Origin of the sequence: Streptomyces sp. NBC_00028, from assembly GCF_045041065.1 — a bacterium.
GTDB lineage: Bacteria > Actinomycetota > Actinomycetes > Streptomycetales > Streptomycetaceae > Streptomyces.
This window is the reverse complement of the sequence record NZ_CP108293.1, coordinates 3269208-3285044: the sequence shown is the minus strand read 5'-3', so window position 1 is coordinate 3285044 and position 15837 is coordinate 3269208. Positions and strand designations below refer to the sequence as shown.

The 15837-nt window shown below is 70.3% G+C and carries 12 protein-coding genes; 9 read left to right on the top strand and 3 right to left on the bottom strand.

Translation table 11 applies throughout. The features are described 5' to 3' along the window. The first annotated feature begins 33 nt into the window (after positions 1-33). The 6 genes from OG885_RS14320 to serA all read left to right on the top strand — a co-directional run bounded on the left by OG885_RS14320 (position 34) and on the right by serA (position 10010). Positions 34-996: a 2-hydroxyacid dehydrogenase gene (locus OG885_RS14320; RefSeq protein ID WP_405730921.1), complete on the top strand. Its 963-nt coding sequence runs from the start codon at positions 34-36 to the stop codon at positions 994-996. A gap of 417 nt (positions 997-1413) precedes the next feature. Then, positions 1414-4428: a putative bifunctional diguanylate cyclase/phosphodiesterase gene (locus OG885_RS14315; RefSeq protein ID WP_405730920.1), complete on the top strand. Its 3015-nt coding sequence runs from the start codon at positions 1414-1416 to the stop codon at positions 4426-4428. 229 nt (positions 4429-4657) lie between these two features. Further along, a complete protein-coding gene (locus OG885_RS14310; RefSeq protein WP_405730918.1) occupies positions 4658-6505 on the top strand; it encodes an acetolactate synthase large subunit in 1848 nt (615 codons plus the stop codon). A gap of 21 nt (positions 6506-6526) precedes the next feature. After that, positions 6527-7051, top strand: a complete 525-nt coding sequence (gene ilvN / locus OG885_RS14305; protein ID WP_266821643.1) for an acetolactate synthase small subunit — start codon at positions 6527-6529, stop codon at positions 7049-7051. Between the two features lie 114 nt (positions 7052-7165). Beyond that, positions 7166-8164: a ketol-acid reductoisomerase gene (gene ilvC, locus OG885_RS14300; RefSeq protein WP_329334385.1), complete on the top strand. Its 999-nt coding sequence runs from the start codon at positions 7166-7168 to the stop codon at positions 8162-8164. Between the two features lie 256 nt (positions 8165-8420). Next, positions 8421-10010 carry a phosphoglycerate dehydrogenase gene (gene serA, locus OG885_RS14295; RefSeq protein WP_405730915.1) on the top strand — a complete coding sequence of 530 codons (1590 nt, stop codon included), beginning with the start codon at positions 8421-8423 and terminating at the stop codon, positions 10008-10010. A gap of 65 nt (positions 10011-10075) precedes the next feature. Here serA and OG885_RS14290 read toward each other — a convergent pair whose 3' ends face one another. Then, a complete protein-coding gene (locus OG885_RS14290; RefSeq protein WP_405730913.1) occupies positions 10076-11596 on the bottom strand; it encodes an MFS transporter in 1521 nt (506 codons plus the stop codon). Positions 11597-11693: 97 nt separating this feature from the next. Here OG885_RS14290 and OG885_RS14285 point away from each other — a divergent pair, with 97 nt between their 5' ends. Then, positions 11694-12272, top strand: coding sequence for a TetR/AcrR family transcriptional regulator (locus OG885_RS14285; protein ID WP_405730911.1), 579 nt, complete (start codon positions 11694-11696; stop codon positions 12270-12272). A 45-nt stretch (positions 12273-12317) separates the two neighbouring features. Here the strand turns inward: OG885_RS14285 and OG885_RS14280 are convergent, their stop codons facing one another. After that, complete coding sequence (locus OG885_RS14280) at positions 12318-12755, bottom strand: hypothetical protein (protein WP_405730909.1); 438 nt, start codon at positions 12753-12755, stop codon at positions 12318-12320. Between the two features lie 93 nt (positions 12756-12848). On the opposite strand from OG885_RS14280, the gene OG885_RS14275 reads away from it, so the two are divergent. After that, entirely contained in the window at positions 12849-13547 is a 699-nt protein-coding gene (locus OG885_RS14275; RefSeq protein ID WP_405730907.1) for a helix-turn-helix transcriptional regulator, read from the top strand. 22 nt (positions 13548-13569) lie between these two features. On the opposite strand, the gene OG885_RS14270 is transcribed toward OG885_RS14275, so the two are convergent. Next, complete coding sequence (locus OG885_RS14270; protein ID WP_405730905.1) at positions 13570-14793, bottom strand: PucR family transcriptional regulator; 1224 nt, start codon at positions 14791-14793, stop codon at positions 13570-13572. Between the two features lie 107 nt (positions 14794-14900). On the opposite strand from OG885_RS14270, the gene OG885_RS14265 reads away from it, so the two are divergent. After that, positions 14901-15827, top strand: coding sequence for a proline dehydrogenase family protein (locus OG885_RS14265; RefSeq protein ID WP_405730903.1), 927 nt, complete (start codon positions 14901-14903; stop codon positions 15825-15827). Positions 15828-15837: the final 10 nt, after the last annotated feature.

The following is a 15837-nucleotide window of genomic DNA, read 5'->3' as shown; positions in this document are numbered from 1 at the left end:
GCGTGCTCACACGCCTGACATAGCCTCGTGACCATGAGCGCTGACGTGTGGCTTCCCATCCCGCCGGACGAGATCGCGGGGCTTCCCGAGGGTCCCCGCTACCTGTTCTGGGACGGGGGTGAGACAGGGGAGCAGGAGTATCCCGGGGACCCGGCCGACTGCGTCGTCTACGTGGTGCCGTACATGAAGCGGCAGCCCGTGAAGGTCCGCCCGCTGAAGGAGATGCGCCACCTCCAGCTGGTCCAGACGCTCACCGCCGGTGTCGACGACGTCATGGCACAGCTGTCCGACCTCGCACCCGGCGTACGGCTGTGCAACGCGCGCGGTGTGCACGAGGCGAGCACCGCCGAGCTCGCCCTCACCCTGACGCTCGCCTCGCTGCGCGGCATCCCCGGTTTCGTGCGGGCCCAGCAACAGGAGCACTGGCAGGGCGACTTCCATCCCGCGCTCGCCGACAAGAACGTCCTCATCGTCGGGTACGGGTCCATCGGGGCCGCCATCGAGGACCGGCTCGTACCGTTCGAGGTCGCGCGGGTGGCGCGCGTCGCGCGCTCCGCGCGCACTACGGAGCGCGGACCGGTGCACCCGCTCACCGATCTGCCCGCCCTGCTGCCCGAGGCGGACGTCGTCATCCTCTCCACGCCGCTGAACGACTCCACCCGCTCCCTGGTGAACGGGGAGTTCCTGGCCCGGATGAAGGACGGCGCCCTCCTCGTGAACGTCGCGCGCGGAGGCGTCGTCGACACCAAGGCGCTCCTCGCCGAGCTGGAGAGCGGCCGTCTCACCGCCGCCCTGGACGTGGTGGATCCCGAGCCGCTGCCCAAGGGACACCCGCTCTGGCAGGCGCCCGGCGTGCTCATCAGTCCCCACGTCGGCGGGCCCACCTCCGCTTTCCTGCCGCGCGCAAAACGGTTGCTGGTGGATCAGTTGGGGCGATTCGTGAACCAGGAGCCCCTGCGCAACGTGATCCTTACGACGGGCCCCACAAGGGCCTGAGCGCTTCGGGCAACAACCGCGTAATCCGCTTCCGGTACCCTCCGCAACCTCCCGGACGCGGTCCGTGCTCACATCGCCGCTGGTCGTCACGGAGCGTAGAGGAACTATGTCCCTGAGTGACGAGACTGGTGTATCGTCCCGACAGGGGCTGCGCCGCGCACCGTTCGGCGCCGGGGACGCACATTTCAGACTGTGAGGGGGGCGACGGGCGATGCACGGCCTATGGACGAGCGATCCGACGCGGCGGGGCAGCCGGCGGCGACCCTGGCACACGACCGCGCGCAGACGCGGTCACCACGGCAGCCACAACTGCCGTCACAGCCATCACCACCGCAGGCACAGCTGCCGCAAGAGGCATGCGCACCCAGCGACCCGGGAGCCGCTGGACCCCGGGGCACAGCGGACCTGGAGGGTCCGGTGAGCTCGCCGCCGCCCCCCACGACCACCCTCAACGGAGCGCTGCGGGACCGGCCTTCGCCAGGGTTGCTGCTGTCCCGCCCGCCGTCCTCCGGCAGCGGGGCGAGCCTGGTCCACCAACTCGTTCTGGCCCTGATCTGCGCGGGATACGCCGTCGGTTCCGCGCTCGGCTGGGGTTCGGACGAACTCGCCCTGATCATGGGCGACTTCGGGCTGAGCGCCGCAGCGGGCATCGCCGCCGTGTCCTGCTTCCTCTACGCCCGTCGACGCCGCATCCGCTTTCGACCGGCCTGGCTGCTGTTCGCGCTCTCCTCGGCCATGGCCTCCCTCGGCAACCTGGTCTGGGGGTGGTACGAGGTCGTTCTGGAACGGCCGGTGCCGAGCCCCAGTTACGCCGACGCCTTCTTCCTGTGCTTCGCGCCGCCCGCCATCGTGGGCCTGCTGGTCCTCGCCAAACGGCCGGTGACGAAGGCCGGTTGGGTCTGTCTCGCGCTCGACGCCTGGCTGATCGGCGGCTCGCTGCTCACGCTGTCGTGGAGCCTCGCGCTCGCCCAGGCGGCCAAGGCGGAGTCCAAGGGGGGCGCGAGCGTCGCGAACACCGCGCTCTCGCTGGCGTATCCGCTGCTCGACATCGCCCTGGTCAGCATGGTGCTCGCGCTGCACTTCCGGCGCTCGGCGGTCAACCGCTCCGCGGTCAACACCGCGATCGGCGCGCTCGCCCTGACCGTGATGTGCGACGCCCTGTTCACCTCACCGCTGCTGCACAACAACTACCGCTCGGGCCAGCTGCTCGACGCGGGCTGGTTCGCCGGCTCGCTGCTCCTCGCCTACGCCCCCTGGGTCGCGCCCCGGCACGGGCAGCCGGACGACGAGCCGCACACGCGCGTGGTGCACGAACACCTGCCGAGGCGGCGCGGCGGCATCCACCACCACCCGCCCGCACAGCCGCCGGGAGGTGATCACAGCCGGTATCCGGCCGCCCGGCCGATCGCCGGCTCCCTGGCCGCCCTCACGCCCTACCTCGCCGCCGCCGTGTGCACACTGGGCATCCTCTACAACGTGCTCAACGGCCGCAGCGTCGACCGCGTGGTGCTGCTCACCTGCGGCACCGTCGTGCTCGCCCTCGTGGTGCGCCAGGGCATCATGCTGCTCGACAACATCACCCTCACCCAGGAACTGGCCCAGAAGGAGAGCCACTTCCGCTCCCTGGTGCAGGGTTCCAGCGACGTCATCATGATCGCCGCGCCCAACGGCATCCTCCGCTACGTCTCCCCGGCCGCCGCCGGGGTCTACGGACGCACCGCCGAGGAGCTCGTCGGTACGGAACTGGCCCATCTCATCCACCCGGAGGACCTGGGCTGCGTGGTGCACGAGGTGCGCCGCTTCCTCGCCGCCAGCCCGCCCGAGGAACCCACCACCCGCATCGAGTGCCGCTTCAAGTCCGGCGACGGCGGCTGGCTCAACGTGGAGTCCACCGTCAACCGTCACCACGGCGGCCTCATCTTCAACAGCCGGGACGTGACCGAGCGGGTGCGCCTTCAGGCGCAGCTCCAGCACAACGCCGAGCACGACCCGCTCACCGACCTGCCCAACCGCGCCCTGTTCACCAAGCGCGTCCAGCAGGCCCTGTCCGGTCGCCGTTCCTCCGACCGCGGCACCGCCGTCCTCTTCATCGACCTGGACGGCTTCAAGGCCGTCAACGACACGATCGGCCACCAGGCCGGGGACGAACTGCTCGTCCAGGCCGCCCGCAGACTCCAGGACGCGGTCCGCTACGGCGACACCGCCTCCCGGCTGGGCGGCGACGAGTTCGCGGCCCTGATCGTCGGCGACGGCACCCGGGACCGCTCCGCCAGGGAACGCCACATCCTGGAGCTCGCCGACCGGCTCAGGATCACGCTCTCGCAGCCCTACCTCATCGACGGCAACGATGTCCGGGTCGCCGCCTCCATCGGCGTCGCCTTCTCCGAGCCGGGCCTCGGCGCGGGCGAGATCCTGCGCAACGCCGACCTGGCGATGTACCGCGCCAAGTCGGCCGGAAAGGGCCGCGTCGAGCTGTACGCGCCGCAGATGCAACAGGACGTCGTACGCAAGGCGGAACTGGCCACCCGGCTGCGTGCCGCGCTGCACGACGGCGAGTTCGCGCTGCTGCACCAGCCCGTGGTCTGTCTGGAGGACGGCCGGATCACCTCGGTCGCCGCCCAGGCGCGCTGGCGTTCTTCGCAGGGTGTCCTGTTCACGCCCGCCGAGTTCCTGCGGGTGGCCGAGGACAGCGACAAGACGCAGGAGCTCGGCCGCTGGATCCTCGAGGAGGCCGTGGGGCAGGCCGCCGAGCGCACCGGGACCGGGGTGTCCGTGCCGGTGACGGTGCGGATGAGTGCCCGTCGGCTCCTCGACCGGTCGCTGCCGCCTGGCTCGATCGAGGCGCTGCTGACCCGGCACGGACTGCCGTCCGGGTCCCTGTTGATCGAGCTGTCCGAGACCGACCCCCGGGTCTCCCTGGACGAGCTGGAGCGCCGGCTGGCCGCCCTGCGGCGGCTCGGTGTCCGGATCGCGCTCGACGGCTTCGGGAGCGGTTACGCGGCGATCACAGCCCTGCGCAGACTCCCCGTGGACGTGCTCAAGCTCGACCGCAGCCTGGTCGACGGGGTGGTGGAGTCCGCGCGGCTGCACAAGATCACCAGCGGGCTGCTCAGGATCGCCGGGGATCTCGGGTTGCAGTCCGTGGCCGACGGCGTGGACCTGCCGGAGCAGGTCGTGGCGCTGCGGGCGATGGGCTGCACACACGGCCAGGGGATGGCGTTCTCCGGTCCGTTGGACGAGTACCGGCTGCGCCGGGCGCTCACTTCCGGCCACTTTCCGGTGCCGCACGGACCGGCCGAACCCGCGTTCGCGGGGGGTGGCGCGGGGGTGTACACAAGTGGTGTCCCCGCCGTACTCGGGGGCGGAACCGCTGTCCTCGGAGGCGGAAGTGCCCTTCGCTCACATAATGAGACTCCCGTCCCACCCACTTGACACGTGGTGTGCGCCGGGGGGAGGGTCATTGCCATGCGCACCCGAATTCTCGTACTTGGAAAGCGCGTCGGCTGAAGCTGAGCCTCGACCGCTCAGCGACCACTCACCGGCGCGCTCCCCTCGCTTGCCTTACGGCACGAGGGGTTTTTTGTTGCACAGGTACCGAGCGTAAAACCGTTCAAACCGCACGAACATCGCAAAAACCCTCAGCATCGAGAAGAGAATGACGATGACCGAGCAGGCCACCGGGGCCCACCATCCGCAGCCGCGGCCCCGATCCGGAGGACAGCAGTCCCCTCCCGAGAGCGTCACGGGCGCGAAGTCGCTCATCCGTTCGCTTGAAGAGGTCGGCGTCGACACGGTATTCGGTATCCCCGGAGGCACGATCCTGCCGGCGTACGACCCGATGATGGACTCCACCCGGGTGCGTCACGTCCTGGTCCGCCACGAGCAGGGCGCCGGTCACGCGGCCACGGGCTACGCGCAGGCCACCGGCAAGGTCGGCGTCTGCATGGCGACCTCGGGACCCGGCGCGACCAACCTCGTCACTCCGATCGCGGACGCCAACATGGACTCGGTGCCGCTCGTGGCGATCACCGGCCAGGTCGTCTCCAAGGCGATCGGCACGGACGCCTTCCAGGAGGCGGACATCGTCGGCATCACGATGCCGATCACCAAGCACAGCTTCCTGGTCACCAAGGCCGAGGACATCCCGCGGACCATCGCGCAGGCGTTCCACATCGCCTCCACCGGCCGCCCCGGCCCGGTGCTGGTGGACATCCCCAAGGACATCCTCCAGGCGCAGACCACGTTCTCCTGGCCGCCGGTCATGGACCTGCCCGGCTACCGCCCGGTGACCAAGCCGCACGCCAAGCAGATCCGCGAGGCCGCGAAGCTCATCACGGCCGCCAAGCGGCCCGTCCTCTACGTCGGCGGCGGCGTCATCAAGGCCCAGGCCACCGCCGAGCTGAAGGTCCTCGCAGAACTCACCGGAGCGCCCGTCACCACCACCCTGATGGCGCTCGGCGCATTCCCCGACAGCCACCCGCTGCACGTGGGAATGCCGGGCATGCACGGTGCGGTCACCGCCGTCACCGCGCTGCAGAAGGCCGACCTGATCGTCGCCCTCGGAGCCCGCTTCGACGACCGCGTCACCGGCAAGCTGGACAGCTTCGCCCCGTACGCCAAGATCGTCCACGCCGACATCGACCCCGCGGAGATCGGCAAGAACCGCACCGCGGACGTGCCGATCGTCGGTGACGCCCGCGAGGTCATCGCCGACCTGGTCCAGGCCGTGCAGAAGGAGCACAGCGAGGGCCACCAGGGCGATTACACCGCCTGGTGGAAGGACCTCAACCGCTGGCGCGAGACCTACCCGCTCGGTTACGACCAGCCGGAGAACGGCTCGCTGTCGCCGCAGCAGGTCATCCAGCGCATCGGCCAACTCGCCCCGGAGGGCACGATCTTCGCCGCGGGCGTCGGCCAGCACCAGATGTGGGCCGCGCACTACATCGAGTACGACAAGCCCGCGACCTGGCTGAACTCCGGCGGCGCCGGAACCATGGGCTACGCGGTCCCCGCCGCGATGGGCGCCAAGGCCGGCCGGCCGGACCGGACGGTCTGGGCGATCGACGGCGACGGCTGCTTCCAGATGACCAACCAGGAGCTCACCACCTGCGCCCTGAACAACATCCCGATCAAGGTCGCCGTCATCAACAACGGCGCCCTCGGGATGGTCCGCCAGTGGCAGACCCTCTTCTACAACCAGCGGTACTCCAACACCGTGCTGCACTCCGGGCCCGACGACGTCAACCCGGACGCCCGCGGCACCCGCGTCCCCGACTTCGTGAAGCTGTCGGAGGCCATGGGCTGCTACGCGATCCGCTGCGAGGACCCGGCCGACCTCGACAAGGTCATCGAAGAGGCGAACTCGATCAACGACCGCCCGGTCGTCATCGACTTCATCGTCCACGAGGACGCCATGGTGTGGCCGATGGTCGCCGCCGGCACCTCCAACGACGAGATCCTGGCCGCCCGGGACGTCCGCCCCGACTTCGGCGACAACGAAGACGACTGAGCGAGAGAGACGTAAAAGATCATGTCCAAGCACACGCTCTCCGTCCTGGTGGAGAACAAGCCGGGCATCCTCGCCCGGATCGCCGCGCTGTTCTCCCGCCGCGGCTTCAACATCGACTCGCTCGCCGTCGGGGTCACCGAGCACGCGGACATCTCCCGCATCACGATCGTCGTGAGCGTCGAGGCGCTGCCCCTGGAGCAGGTCACCAAGCAGCTCAACAAGCTCGTCGAGGTGCTCAAGATCGTCGAGCTGGAGCCGTCGAGCGCCGTTCAGCGTGAACTCGTTCTGGTGAAGGTGCGCGCCGACAACGAGACCCGCTCCCAGATCGTCGAGATCGTCCAGCTGTTCCGCGCCAAGACCGTCGACGTCTCCCCGGAGGCCGTCACCATCGAGGCCACCGGCGGCAGCGACAAGCTGGAGGCCATGCTCAAGATGCTGGAGCCCTTCGGCATCAAGGAGCTCGTCCAGTCCGGCACGATCGCGATCGGCCGCGGCGCGCGGTCGATCACCGACCGTTCGCTGCGCGCGCTGGACCGAAGCGCGTAAGGCGGGCACGGGCGGCGGCGCGGCCGTCGCCCGTATGGCGAGACCCCGAGACTTCACGTCAGCCCGCCGTCATACGGTGGGACGCAACACCTGCACTCAAGGAGAGAACCCAAAGTGGCCGAGCTGTTCTACGACGCCGACGCCGACCTGTCCATCATCCAGGGCCGCAAGGTCGCGGTCATCGGTTACGGCAGCCAGGGCCACGCCCACGCGCTGTCGCTCCGTGACTCGGGCGTCGACGTCCGTGTCGGTCTGCACGAGGGCTCCAAGTCCAAGGCCAAGGCCGAGGAGCAGGGCCTGCGCGTGGTGACGCCGTCGGAGGCCGCCGCCGAGGCCGACGTCATCATGATCCTGGTCCCGGACCCGATCCAGGCCCAGGTCTACGAGGAGTCCATCAAGGACAACCTCAACGAGGGCGACGCGCTGTTCTTCGGCCACGGTCTGAACATCCGCTTCGACTTCATCAAGCCCCCGGCCGGCGTGGACGTCTGCATGGTCGCCCCCAAGGGCCCGGGCCACCTCGTGCGCCGTCAGTACGAGGAGGGTCGCGGCGTTCCCTGCATCGCGGCCGTCGAGCAGGACGCCACGGGCAACGCCTTCGCGCTGGCCCTGTCGTACGCCAAGGGCATCGGTGGCACCCGCGCGGGCGTCATCAAGACGACCTTCACCGAGGAGACCGAGACCGACCTCTTCGGCGAGCAGGCCGTTCTCTGTGGTGGTACGGCCGCGCTGGTCAAGGCCGGCTTCGAGACGCTGACCGAGGCTGGCTACCAGCCGGAGATCGCGTACTTCGAGTGCCTGCACGAGCTGAAGCTCATCGTCGACCTCATGTACGAGGGCGGCCTGGAGAAGATGCGCTGGTCCGTCTCCGAGACCGCCGAGTGGGGCGACTACGTGACCGGCCCGCGCATCATCACCGACGCCACCAAGGCCGAGATGAAGAAGGTCCTGGCCGAGATCCAGGACGGCACCTTCGCGCGTGAGTGGATGGCCGAGTACCACGGCGGTCTGAAGAAGTACAACGAGTACAAGCAGCAGGACTCCGAGCACCTCCTGGAGACCACCGGCAAGCAGCTGCGCAAGCTGATGAGCTGGGTCGACGAGGAGGCGTAAGTCCTCCAGCGACGGGGCCGGAGCGGCATGCTCCGGCCCCGTTGTCCAACCTGTCCGGCCACGGACGGGTGATCCTTCCGCAGTGGCGTAAATGCCCGGTGGCCACGCCACTACACTGCTGCACTACATACGCGTCAGGCCCACAGCGTCGTGCGTCTTCCACGCGGCTCAAGCGACCCGTCGGGTCGCGACATCCCTCCACCGCCTGCGGCCGTCGGGACGGCCGTCCGCATGCATTGGACTTGTGAGGACTCACGTGAGCTCGAAACCTGTCGTACTCATCGCTGAAGAGCTGTCGCCCGCGACCGTCGACGCGCTTGGCCCCGACTTCGAGATCCGGCAGTGCAACGGCGCGGACCGCGCCGAGCTGCTGCCCGCCATCGCCGACGTCGACGCGATCCTGATCCGCTCCGCCACCAAGGTGGACGCCGAGGCGATCGCCGCCGCGAACAAGCTGAAGGTCGTCGCACGAGCCGGCGTCGGCCTGGACAACGTGGACGTCTCCGCCGCCACCAAGGCCGGCGTGATGGTCGTCAACGCCCCGACCTCCAACATCGTGACCGCCGCCGAGCTGGCCTGTGGCCTGCTCCTGGCCACCGCGCGGCACATCCCGCAGGCCAACTCGGCGCTGAAGAACGGCGAGTGGAAGCGCAGCAAGTACACGGGCGTCGAGCTCGCCGAGAAGACCCTCGGTGTCGTGGGCCTCGGACGCATCGGCGCGCTCGTCGCGCAGCGCATGTCCGCCTTCGGGATGAAGGTCGTCGCCTACGACCCCTACATCCAGCCCGCGCGCGCCGCGCAGATGGGCGTCAAGGTGCTCTCCCTGGACGAGCTCCTCGAGGTCTCCGACTTCATCACCGTCCACCTGCCCAAGACCCCCGAGACGGTCGGTCTGATCGGCGACGAGGCCCTGCACAAGGTCAAGCCGAGCGTGCGGATCGTCAACGCCGCGCGCGGTGGCATCGTCGACGAGACCGCGCTGTTCTCCGCCCTCAAGGAGGGCCGGGTCGCCGGCGCCGGTCTCGACGTGTACGCGAAGGAGCCCTGCACGGACTCCCCGCTCTTCGAGCTCGACCAGGTCGTCTGCACCCCGCACCTCGGCGCCTCCACCGACGAGGCCCAGGAGAAGGCCGGTATCGCGGTCGCCCGTTCGGTGCGGCTCGCGCTCGCCGGTGAGCTGGTGCCCGACGCGGTCAACGTCCAGGGCGGTGTCATCGCCGAGGACGTCAAGCCGGGTCTGCCGCTCGCCGAGCGCCTCGGCCGCATCTTCACCGCGCTCGCCGGTGAGGTCGCGGTCCGCCTCGACGTCGAGGTCTACGGCGAGATCACCCAGCACGACGTGAAGGTGCTGGAGCTGTCCGCCCTCAAGGGTGTCTTCGAGGACGTCGTCGACGAGACGGTCTCCTACGTCAACGCCCCGCTGTTCGCGCAGGAGCGCGGCGTCGAGGTGCGGCTGACGACCAGCTCGGAGTCGTCGGACCACCGCAACGTGGTCACCGTGCGCGGCACGCTCGGCAGCGGCGAGGAGGTGTCGGTCTCCGGCACGCTGGCCGGTCCGAAGCACCTCCAGAAGATCGTGGCCGTGGGCGAGTACGACGTGGACCTGGCCCTCGCCGACCACATGGTCGTCCTGCGCTACGAGGACCGTCCCGGTGTCGTCGGCACCGTGGGCCGGATCTTCGGTGAGGCGGGCATCAACATCGCCGGCATGCAGGTCGCCCGCGCGGCGGTCGGCGGCGAGGCGCTGGCCGTCCTGACCGTCGACGACACGGTGCCCGCCGGGGTGCTGGCCGAGGTCGAGGCGGAGATCGGCGCGACGTCGGCGCGTGCCGTGAACCTGGTCTGACGTACCACGCGAAAAGGCGGGGCGCGCCGAGGTCGATCCTCGGCGCGCCCCGCCTTCTTTCGCCGTCAGGCGGACGTCGTCTCCGTCTCCGGCTCCGGTTCCTTCACCGGCTCCCGCACCTCCACGCCCCGCAGCGTCACCGCGGCCAGCACCGCGGCCCCCGCCAGGAACACGGCCCCGCCGATCGCCGCACCCTGCATCCCGCTGGTGAACGCCTCCCGGGCCACCGTCGCGAGACCGGGCACCCGGTCGGCCACGGCCAGCGCTCCGCCCAGCGTCTCGCGGGCCGCGTCCGGGGCCGAAGCCGGCATCTCGTGGCGGTAGACCGCCGTACCGATGGAGCCGAGCAGCGCCATGCCCAGCGCGCCGCCGAACTCCGAGCCGGTCTCCATCAGCGAGGACGCGGTGCCCGCCCGCTCAACCGGGGCGGCGCCCATCGCCAGGTCCATGATCTGGGACATCACGACGACACCGCCGACGGCGAGGACCGCGCACGCGGTCAGCACCACCCACAGTGAGTCCGTGCCGGCGAAGGCCAGGACGACGAACCCGGCCGCGGCGATCACGAAGCCCGCGGTGATGACCCGGGAGCGGTCGACGCCCTTCTGCACGAGGCCCGTCGCGACCGGCGCGGCCGCCCCGATCGGCACCGACGGCAGCAGCGCCCACAGGGCCGCCTCCAGCGCGCTCTTGTCGAGCACCGACTGAAGGTACTGCGTGGTGAAGTACGCCGACCCCATGATCCCGAACGCCGAGACGAGGTTCAGGCCGACAGCGGGGGCGAAGCCGCGGCCGCGGAACAGGGCCGGGTCGATCATCGGTGAGGCCGCGGTGCGCTGGCGGCGGACGAACAGGGCCGCGAAGAGCAGGCCGACGGTGATCGAGACGACGTAGCGGACGTTCCAGCCCTCGGAGGGGATCTCCTTCAGGCCGTAGATGACGGGGAGCACGGCCGCCATGGACAGGGGCACGCTCAGCCAGTCGAAGCGGCCGGACGCCGGGTTGCGGGACTCGGGCAGCAGTACCGGGCCGAGGACGAGCAGCAGCGCCATCGCGGGCAGGTTGACCAGGAAGACCGAGCCCCACCAGAAGTACTCGACCAGCACCCCGCTCATCACCGAACCGAGCGCGATCCCGGCCGTCATCACGCCGGACCACAGGCCGATCGCCTTCGCGCGCTGGCCGGGGTCGGTGAACATCGTGCGCAGCAGGGCCATCGTCGACGGCATCAGGGTCGCGCCGCCGATGCCGAGGACCGCGCGGGCCGCGATCAGGGTCTCGGCGCTGTCGGCGTACGCCGCGAGCAGGGAGGCGGCGCCGAAGGCGGTGGCGCCGATCAGCAGGAGGCGGCGGTGGCCGACGCGGTCGCCCAGCGAGCCCATGGTCATCAGCAGGCCGGCGAGCACGAAGGCGTAGATGTCGAAGATCCACAGCTGCTGGGTGCCGGACGGCTCCAGGTCCGCGCTGATCGAGGGGATCGCGAAGTAGAGGACGGAGACGTCCATCGAGACGAGCAGCAGCGGAAGCATCAGCACGCCGAGGGCGGTCCATTCACGGCGCCCGGCACGGGTCGGGTTCGTTGTCATGCCGAGGAATGTACGCGCGTCTTAAACGCTTGTCTAGAACGTTTGTATAAGACGTTGGTCTAGGACGCTTGTATGGACCCGGGGTAGGGTGGGCGGCATGGGACACCGTGAGGATCTGCTCGAAGGCGCCAAGCGCTGCCTGCTGGCCAAGGGCTTCGCGCGCACGACGGCGCGTGACATCGTCAAGGAGTCGGGGACCAACCTCGCCTCGATCGGCTATCACTACGGCTCGAAGGACGCGCTGCTCGCGCAGGCGTACGTGGCGCTGGTCGAGGGGATGGCCGAGGCCTTCGACGGGGTCGCCGGGATCGGCGCGGAGCCCGGTTCGCTGGAGCGTTTCCAGGAGGTGTGGTCCAACATCATCGAGACGATGCGCGGGCCTGGTTCGCTCTGGCGGCTCAGTGTGGAGATCGTGGCGATGCGGGACCAACTGCCGGAGCTGGCCGAGCACTTGGCGAAGGCGCAGCGGGAGGGCGCGCGCGGTATCGTGCCGCTCTTCATGGGCGGGCGTGAGGAGGATGTCGAGGAGGCGGCCGTCGACACCCTCGGCGCCTTCTACACCACGTTGATGATGGGCCTCATGGCGCAGTGGACCTTCGACCCCAAGAGCGCCCCGGAGGCGGAGCAGCTCACGGCGGGGCTGCGTCAGCTGATCGAGGCCGCCACCGGGACGTGAGACCGGCTCCCGCCGGCGCCGGTCGCGGCCTGACGGCGATCGTTCTCAGCGGTCACCTTCCGCGGGGGCACGGTGGTAGCGCTGCGCCAGCCGGGCCAGGGCGACCGCGGCGAGCAGCAGGCCGAAGTCGCGCAGGGCGATGTCGTAGTAGTCGGGGATGGTCAGCAGGTTGACGATGATCCCGGCGAGCCAGCCGGCCACCAGCCAGCCGCCGAAGCGGGGCGCGACGGCGACGACGAGGCCCGCCACGATCTCGATGACGCCCACCGCGTACATGGCCTGCTGGGCGCTGCCCGGAACGATGTCGTCGATCCACGGCGCGAGGTAACCGGGCCAGTCGGTGAGCAGGTTGGCGAACTTGTCCAGGCCGAACAGGATCGGCGCCACCGTGAACCCGAGGCGCAGGATGGCGAACGCCTGGTAGCCGGGGTCGGTGAGCGACTCCCGCGGGGTGGTCGTGGGTGCTGTGGGTGCCGCGGTCATGACGGCCTCCTTCTCTCCGCTTCTATCAACAACTCTCATTAGTTATAGAAGCGCCCCGGCTTTCTTTAGTCAACCGTCGCGGGTTTTACACTGGTGTTCGTGAACGCCCCCCAGGCAGCAGGCCCCGCAGCGGCCCCCGATCCCGACGTCTCCGCCGTCGCGGCGCTGGACGAGCCGACCCGCCGGAGGCTGTACGAGCATGTGGCGCGCGCCCCCGGACCGGTCGGCCGCGACGAGGCCGCCGCCGCCCTGGGGCTCGCCCGGCAGACCGCGGCCTTCCACCTGGACCGGCTGGCCGAGGAGTCACTGCTCGACGTCGTCTACGAGCGACGCACCGGACGCTCCGGCCCCGGCGCGGGCCGCCCCGCCAAGCTCTACAAGCGCTCCGCCCGGCAGATCACCGTCAACCTGCCCGAACGGCACTACGAACTCGCCGGCCGGCTTCTCGCCCAGGCCCTGGAGGAGTCCGAGGCCACCGGCGAGCCGACCCGGACCGTCCTGCACCGCAAGGCCCACGAGCTGGGCGCCTGGCTGGCCGAAGAGGGCGCCGACGACGACGTGCTCGGCCTGCTGGAGCGGTACGGCTTCGAACCCCGCGGTGACGGAGCGGCCGTCGTGCTCGGCAACTGCCCCTTCCATGCCCTGGCGCGCGAGCACACACAGACGGTGTGCGGGATGAACCTGCATCTCCTGCAAGGGGTGCTGCAAGGCCTCGGCGAAGGCGGCTTCGAGGCGTCTTTGGCACCCAGGCCCGGACACTGCTGCGTCCGCCTGGAGCCCGAGTCGTCGTAACGGGCGCGCCGCTGGTCGCCGCCTACAGTCGCGTCCCCTTCAACGCCATGTGCAGCAGCAGCCGGTCCTCCCCGTCGTCCAGGTCGAGACCGGTCAGCTGCTCGACCCGGGAGAGGCGGTAGTAGAGGGTCTGCCGGTGGATGCCGAGGGCCGCGGCCGTACGGCCGGCCTGGCCCGCGCAGTCGAGGTAGGTCTCGGCGGTCCGGGCGAGGTCGCGATGGGCGGGGGAGAGCAGGGGGCGTACGGCGGGGTCGTGGGCCGAGTCCGGAGGCAGGGACGTCAGCAGCCGGTACGGGCCGATGCCGGACCAGTGCGCGACCGGGCCCAGCGCCGGTTCCGCCAGGGCCGCGCGCGCCGCGGCCGAGGCCTCGTGCCAGGCCGTCGGCAGGTCGGCCAGACTGGTGCGGGGTGCGCCGATACCGGCGGCCCGCCGGGCGCCGGTGTCGCCGAGCAGGCGCTGTGCCGCCGTCAGCGCGGGTGTCGCCACCTCCGGCGACCGCAGTCTGACCAGGACCGCGAGGCTCTGGGCGGCCGTGCCCCACGGAACCGTGCACAGCGCCGTCGCGTGCGGGACCGTACGGGCCGAGGGGGCGTCGTCCGGGTCGGCGGACGGCCACGGGGCGACGCACACCACCGTGTGCGGGCCGTCGCCGCGCGGGCCGAGGGCCGTGCGCAGCGCCGCCACCGCCATGTCCCCCTGCCAGCCATGCTCGGCGGTCAGCACCGCCCGCAGCTCCCGGCTGAGATCCGCCCCGTGCTGCGCCTCGTCCGCGAGCAGCGCCCCGATCCGGACGGTCACGTCCATGGCCGCGGCCAACTGGCCTTCGGTGGGGCCGGGGTCGGACTCCAGCAGCCACACATAGCCGAGGACGACACCCCGGTGGCGTACGGGGAGGCAGATCCGCCCCCGGTACACGCCCGCCTCCGGGGTCGGCGGGATACGGACCGGGCCGGTCGCGCGGGTGATGCCGAAGCCCTCGAACCAGGTGCGGACCGCCGTCGTCGAGCGGCGGGTCAGGATCGACCGGGTGCGGACGGGGTCCAGGGCGGACGGATCGAGGTCGCCCTCGCTGTCGTACGCCCCGAAGGCGATCAGCTCGAAGTCGCGGTTCTCCAGGGTCGCCGGGACGCCGAGGAGCTCGGAGATCTCGTCGACCAGCTCCTGGTAGTCGCCTGCGCGTTTCGAAGAGGCAGCATCCGCGGTCACCCCTGCATTCTCCCGCACCGGTACAGCCCCTTCATACATCTGTCTGAGATCCGCGGCACGGATGCGTGACAGCTGTCGATGGCCGACGATCGGAGGGATCCTTAGGTTTCACGGTGGTTCTATCTGCTGGTTTGTGGAGGTGCCCCGTGCTGGGTCCCGTGATTCTTGCCGCGTCGCGAAGCGACCGGATGCGACGCCTGATCTCGGCGGCCCCGGTGACCAAGCAGGTCGTCGACCGCTTCATCCCGGGTGAGACCGTCGACGACGTCGTACCGATCATCGAGAGCCTCACCGACCGGGGCCTGGAGCTGACGATGGACGTCGTCGGCGAGGACATCACCACCCCCGAGCAGGCCTTTGCCGCCCGTGACGCCTACCTCGCGCTGATCGACCGGCTGCGCGACCTCGGCCTCGGCGAGCGCGTCGAGATGTCCGTCAAGCTGTCGATGTTCGGGCAGGCGCTGGAAGGCGGTCACGAGCTGGCCCTCGCCAACGTCCGCCCCGTCGTCGAGGCCGCCGCCGCCATCGGGACGACCGTGACCCTCGACGCCGAGGACCACACCACCCTCGACTCGATGTTCGCCATCCACGAGGAGCTGCGGAAGGACTTCCCGCAGACCGGCTGTGTCATCCAGGCCTACCTCTTCCGCACCGAGGCCGACGCCCGCCGCCTCGCCGAGGCCGGCAGCCGCGTCCGGCTCGTGAAGGGCGCCTACAAGGAGCCCGCCGAGGTCGCCTACCAGCAGAAGCACGAGATCGACAAGGCGTACGTCCGCGTGCTGAAGACGCTGATGGAGGGCGAGGGGTACCCGATGATCGGCTCCCACGACCCGCGCCTGATCTCCATCGCCCAGGAACTCGCCCGCAAGGCCGGGCGCAAGCTCGACGAGTACGAGTTCCAGATGCTGTACGGCATCCGCAGCGACGAGCATCTGCGGCTCGCCGCCGAAGGCCACCGCATGCGCGTCTACACCGCCTACGGCACGGACTGGTACGGCTACTTCATGCGCCGTCTGGCGGAGAAGCCGGCGAACCTCCTCTTCTTCGTCCGCTCGACCCTCACCAAGGGCTGACCCGAACACC